This is a genomic window from Xanthobacter sp. BG11Y11_SDJG (assembly GCF_057364445.1).
In genome coordinates this window covers 1-5,549 of the sequence record NZ_JBNFNU010000287.1, presented here as the reverse complement: position 1 = coordinate 5,549, position 5,549 = coordinate 1, and the positions used below count along the sequence as shown (strand labels likewise).

4 protein-coding genes and 1 pseudogene are annotated in these 5,549 nt (G+C 70.1%); all 5 read right to left on the bottom strand.

Features of this window, described 5'->3' with window-relative positions:
* Positions 1-641: 641 nt before the first annotated feature.
* The 5 genes and pseudogenes from AC2W7M_RS18780 to AC2W7M_RS18760 all read right to left on the bottom strand — a co-directional run bounded on the left by AC2W7M_RS18780 (position 642) and on the right by AC2W7M_RS18760 (position 5,482).
* Positions 642-1,691, bottom strand: a complete 1,050-nt coding sequence (locus AC2W7M_RS18780) for a sulfate/molybdate ABC transporter ATP-binding protein (RefSeq protein WP_486134003.1) — start codon at positions 1,689-1,691, stop codon at positions 642-644.
* Complete coding sequence (gene cysW, locus AC2W7M_RS18775; RefSeq protein WP_486134001.1) at positions 1,688-2,602, bottom strand: sulfate ABC transporter permease subunit CysW; 915 nt, start codon at positions 2,600-2,602, stop codon at positions 1,688-1,690. Before cysW ends, AC2W7M_RS18780 begins: the two co-directional genes overlap by 4 nt.
* Positions 2,599-3,453, bottom strand: a complete 855-nt coding sequence (cysT, locus tag AC2W7M_RS18770) for a sulfate ABC transporter permease subunit CysT (protein WP_486133999.1) — start codon at positions 3,451-3,453, stop codon at positions 2,599-2,601. Before cysT ends, cysW begins: the two co-directional genes overlap by 4 nt.
* Positions 3,454-3,627: 174 nt before the next feature.
* On the bottom strand, positions 3,628-4,641 hold the full coding sequence (locus AC2W7M_RS18765) for a sulfate ABC transporter substrate-binding protein (RefSeq protein ID WP_486133997.1): 1,014 nt from the start codon (positions 4,639-4,641) through the stop codon (positions 3,628-3,630).
* A gap of 187 nt (positions 4,642-4,828) precedes the next feature.
* Positions 4,829-5,482: pseudogene (locus tag AC2W7M_RS18760) on the bottom strand (phosphoadenylyl-sulfate reductase).
* Positions 5,483-5,549: the final 67 nt, after the last annotated feature.

Below are 5,549 nucleotides of genomic sequence, written 5' to 3'. Positions count from 1 at the left end.
CACGATGGCGACGCGGCGCCACAGAGGCCGCCGGCGCGGGGCGAGGGCGAGGCCGGCGCGCGCGCGGGAGGGATCGGCACGGGAGGGGTCGGGAGGGGGCGTCTGCAACATGGGTACCGCGCGAAAGGCGAGAGCCGAGATGATCGAGTTTTCGCCGCCGCCTTCAAACTAGCCGGTTCGCACGGATGGCCGAAGTGAATTCGCGGTAACCTCGCGCGTCCCTGGCCGCAGGGGGGCGCCGCCTTCAGCGCCCCGCCGCCAGATGGATGGCCCGGCCCAGCCGGACCATATGACGGTGTTCTCGGCGGCAGCAGGGCTTCGCCAGGGAGGGCCGATCCTGGCGCCGTCAGTCCGGCCGCGGGCGATAGGCGCCGGTCGCGGGGGTCGCGCTCCAGGCGCGTCGCCGGCGCCTCGGGCGTGTCCTCGGCCGCGCGGCGACGCGCCAGCGCCTCGTTCACGCGGCGGCTTTCGGACGCGATCACCTTCGCCAGAGCGGCGGCGCCGAGAACACCCAGAGCGGCGATGACGAGCGGCGGCACGGGACCTCTCCTCGAACCTCGATGCGACCGGCGGAACGGCCGGACGCTCAAGCAGACCATGCCCCTATGGCGAAATCTGGTCCGCCCGGCGCGCCGAGCCGGTCAGCCGTTGGCGGCGAACACCTTGTAGGCGCGCGGCTTGAGCCCCACCACGGCGCCGGCCTCCAGCGCGAGATCGAGCGGCACCGCCGCCTCCACCACCACCTTGCCGGACCCCGCGGCGATCTCCACGTCTGCCCGGCGAGTGGGGCCGAAGGTGCGCAGCGAGAGCACGCGGCCGGAGAACGGCGCCTCGCCGGGCGGCGCGAGATCCACATTGTGCGGCCGCGCGAGGATGCGCGCCGGACCGTCCGGGACACCCGCGGCATCAAGGCCGAGCGGCTTGCCGTCATGGAACAGCGCGCCGGCGCGCACCTCGCCGGGCAGCGCCACGGTCTCGCCGATGAAATCGTGCACGAAGGCGGTGGCCGGGGCGTCATAGACCTCGGCGGGCGATCCCACCTGCTCGATCTTGCCATGGCCCATCACCACCACCCGGTCCGCCAGCTCCAGCGCCTCCTCCTGGTCGTGGGTGACGAGGACGGAGGTGACGGGCAGCTCCTCGTGCAGATGGCGCAGCCAGCGGCGCAATTCCTTGCGCACCTTGGCGTCGAGCGCGCCGAACGGCTCGTCCAGCAGCAGCACGCGCGGCGAGATGGCGAGCGCGCGGGCGAGCGCCACGCGCTGGCGCTGGCCGCCGGAGAGCTGGGAGGGGTAGCGCTCGGCCAGCCAGTCGATCTGCACCAGCGACAGCAGCGTGTTCACCTTCTCGCGGATCGCCGCCTCGGGCAGCTTGTCGGCGCCCTTGCGCACCCTGAGGCCGAAGGCGACGTTCTCGAACACGTTCATGTGCCGGAACAGGGCATAGTGCTGGAACACGAAGCCCACATTGCGCTCGCGCACCGAGCGCGCCAGCGCGTCCTCGCCGTCGAACCGCACTTCGCCCTGATCGGGCCATTCGAGCCCGGCGATGATGCGCAAGAGCGTCGTCTTGCCCGAGCCCGAGGGGCCGAGCAGCGCCACCAGCTCCCCGGAGCGGATATTGAGGCTCACATTGTCGAGCGCGGTGAATGTCTTGAAGCGCTTGGTGACGCCCGCGACCTCGATGGTCATCTGTCTTCCTCGGCGAGACGGTGTTCCAGGATGGTCTTCGCGACCAAGGTCACGAGGGCCAGGAGAGCGAGCAGGGAGGCCACCGCGAAGGAGGCGGCGAACTGGTACTCGTTGTAGAGAATCTCGATGTGCAGCGGCATGGTGTTGGTGAGCCCGCGCACATGCCCGGACACCACCGACACGGCGCCAAACTCGCCCATGGCGCGGGCGTTGCAGAGCAGCACGCCGTAGAGCAGCGCCCATTTCACGTTGGGCAGCGTCACCCGGAAGAAGGTGGACAGCCCCGAGGCGCCGAGCGAGATGGCCGCCTCCTCCTCCGCCGTGCCCTGCTCCTGCATCAGCGGGATCAGCTCGCGGGCGACGAACGGGAAGGTGACGAAGATGGTGGCGAGCACGATGCCCGGCACCGCGAAGATGATCTTCACGTCCCACGCCGCGAGATATCCGGCGAACAGGCCCTGCGCGCCGAACAGCAGCACCAAGGCGAGGCCCGCCACCACCGGCGACACCGAGAAGGGCAGGTCGATCAGGGTGATGAGCGTGCTCTTGCCGGGGAACTCGAACTTGGCGATCGCCCAGGCGGCGACCAATCCGAACAGCAGGTTCGCCACCACCGAGATGGCGGCCACCAGCAGCGTGAGGCGGATGGCGGCGAGCGCGTCGGGGTTCGCCAGCGCCGAGACATAGGCGGCGAGGCCGCGCTTCAGCGCCTCCGCAAACACCACCACCAGCGGCAGGCCGATGAACAGGCCGAGGAAGGCGAGCGCCACCAGAACCAGCGCGATGCGCACGGCGGCGGGCTCGGTGTGCACCGGCTTGCCGGCGGCGCGGCGCTCGGCATCGGCGCGGGCGATGCCGGTGGGCAGGCCCTCGCCGGCGAAGATGTGCCCCGTGTGGACGGCCTCGCTCATGCGCCTGCCCCCCGCGTCTCGGCCCAGCGCTGCAGGCGGTTGATGACGAACAGCAGCACGAACGAGGCCACCAGCATCACGCAGGCGATGGCGGTGGCGTCGGCGTAGCGGAACTCCTCCAGGCGGATGACGATCAGCAGCGGCGCGATCTCCGACACGCCCGGCAGGTTGCCGGCGATGAAGATGACCGAGCCGTATTCGCCCACCGCGCGGGCGAAGGCGAGGGCGAAGCCGGTGAGCAGCGCCGGCCAGACCGAGGGCAGCACCACGCGCCACACCGCCTGCGGACGCGACGCGCCGAGGCTGGCGGCGGCCTCCTCCAGCTCGCGGTCGAGATCGGCGAGCACCGGCTCCACCGTGCGCACCACGAACGGCAGGCCGATGAAGATGAGGGCGATGAGGATGCCGATGGGCGTGAACGACACCGCGATGCCGAGCGGCGCCAGGAGCGCGCCGATCCAGCCGTTCGGCGCATAAAGCGCGGTGAGCGCGATGCCGGCCACCGCCGTGGGCAGCGCGAAGGGGATGTCGATGAGCGCGTCCACCACCTTCTTGAAGGGAAACTCGTAGCGCACCAGCACCCACACGACGATGGCGCCGAACACGAGGTTCACGGCGGCCGCCGCCAGCGACAGGCCGAACGAGATCTGCAGCGCGTGCAGCGTGCGCGGGCTGGTGACGATGGCGATGAAGCGCTCCAGCGAGATTTCGCTGGTCTTGATGAACAGCGCCGAGAGCGGCAGCAGCACGATGAGGCCGAGCCAGGTGAGCGTCAGCCCCATGGTGATGCCGAACCCCGGCAGCACGCTCCTGGGGCGGCGGTAGCGGCGGCGAGGGGCAGGGGTGGTCACGGCCGCCGCCGTGAGGATGGACCGGGTCATGGCCGGGCTTGTCCCGGCCATCCACGGCCCGAGGCCGGGCGCATTGCTGCGAAGCCGCGCCTCCGCGGCGCGGCGTGGATGCCCGGGCCAAGCCCGGGCATGACGATGGTCGGGCGCCGGTTCACGGATCTCTGCCGCCGCCCGTCAGTTCGCATAGATCTGGTCGAACACGCCGCCGTCGCCGAAGTGCGTCTTCTGCGCCTTCTGCCAGCCGCCGAACACCTGGTCGATGGTGAACAGATCGACCTTGGCGAACGTGTCCTTGTGCTTGGCGGCCACCTGCTCGTCGCGCGGGCGATAATAATGCTTGGCGGCGAGTTCCTGGCCGGCGGGGGTGTAGAGGAACTTGAGGTACGCCTCGGAGAGGGCGCGGGTGCCCTTCTTCTCCACCACCTTGTCCACCACCGCCACGGGCGGCTCGGCGAGGATGGAGAGCGAGGGAGTGACGATGTCGAACTTGTCCGGCCCGAGCTCGTTCACCGAGAGATAGGCCTCGTTCTCCCACGCCAGCAGCACGTCGCCGATGCCGCGCTCCACGAAGGTGATGGTGGCGCCGCGGGCGCCGGTGTCGAGGACGGGCGCGTTCTTGAACAGCGCCTTGACGAAGTCCTTCGCCTTGGCCTCGTCGCCGCCGTTCGTCTTGAGCGCATAGCCCCAGGCGGCAAGGTAGTTCCAGCGGGCGCCACCCGAGGTCTTCGGGTTGGGGGTGACGATCTTGATGCCGGGCCTCACCAGGTCGTCCCAGTCCTTGATGGCCTTCGGATTGCCCTTGCGCACCAGGAACACGATGGTCGAGGTGTAGGGGGCGGAATTGTCCGGCAGGCGCGTCTGCCAGTCCTTGGCGATGAGCCCCTTCTCGGCGATGGCGTCGATGTCGTAGGCGAGCGCCAGCGTCACCACGTCCGCTTCCAGGCCGTCGATCACCGAGCGCGCCTGCTTGCCCGAGCCGCCGTGCGACTGGTTGATCTTCAGCGTGTCGCCGGGATGCGACTTCGCCCATTCGGCGGCGAACGCCTTGTTCACGTCCACATAAAGCTCGCGCGTGGGGTCGTAGGAGACGTTGAGCAGCGTCGTGTCGGCGGCAAGGGCGGTGCCGGCGGCCAGCGCGAGCGCGACGCCGGCGAACAGGGCGCTGAAGGGGGCGGAACGGTGGGTCATGGAACCTCCTGGAGAGCCTGCAACAGCCCCCGCAATGCGTCCGATCGCGCAAACGATGGCACCCGTTCCCCGGAGGGTCAATGCATTTTTCGATAAGATCAATAGATTTAAATAAATCAATGTTCGGACACAAAAAGCCGTCAGGCGGCAGCGACGGCCCCCCCGGTCCTGAAACCGTTACCGTGCTTCAGATTCCCTCGGCGATATGGATGCCGCACTCGGTCTTGGCGCGGCCGCGCCAGCGGCCGCGCGGGGGTCCTCGCCGGGCATCACGCGGGTGGTGCAGGGCATGCAGCCCACCGAGGCGAAGCCGAAGGCCTCCAGCGGATGCTTCGGCAGGTCGTGGGCCGCCCTGTAGCCTTCAAGGTCGGCGCGGGCCATGGCGGCGAGCGGGTTGAACTTCACGCGCGCGCCATCCGCCTCCACCACCGGGATGCCGGTCCGCGTCGCCGCCTGGTAGCGCTTGCGGCCGTTGATCCAGGCGCCATAGGGCGCGAGCGCGCGGGCCAGCGGCTCCACCTTGCGCAAGGCGCAGCAGGCGTCGGGATCGTCCGCCCAGAGCGCGTTCTCGGGATCGCGTGCGGCAAGCTCCCGCGCCGCCGGCTGGAAGGTAACGATGCCGGTGAGGCCGAGCCGGGCCGCCAGCGCGTCGCGATAGGCGAGGGTTTCCGGGAACAGGTGGCCGGTGTCGAGGAACAGCACCGGCGTCGCCGTGTCCACCTGCGCGATCAGGTGCAGCAGCACCGCGGATTCCGTGCCGAAGGACGATACCGCGGCGACGCGCCCTGGGAAGGCGTCGAGCGCCGCGGCGATGATCTCGGTCGGTGTCCGCCGTGCGCAGCCGCGCATCGAGCGCGGCGGCGTCGAGGCGCGGGCCGGCCGGATCGACCCGCGTTCACTCGGCCGCC

What these genes read in the sequence shown, in the direction of transcription:
- AC2W7M_RS18780 (WP_486134003.1), bottom strand. Translation starts at nt 1,691, where the DNA reads ATGACCATCGAGGTCGCGGGCGTCACCAAGCGCTTCAAGACATTCACC.
- cysW (WP_486134001.1), bottom strand. Translation starts at nt 2,602, where the DNA reads ATGAGCGAGGCCGTCCACACGGGGCACATCTTCGCCGGCGAGGGCCTG.
- AC2W7M_RS18765 (WP_486133997.1), bottom strand. Translation starts at nt 4,641, where the DNA reads ATGACCCACCGTTCCGCCCCCTTCAGCGCCCTGTTCGCCGGCGTCGCG.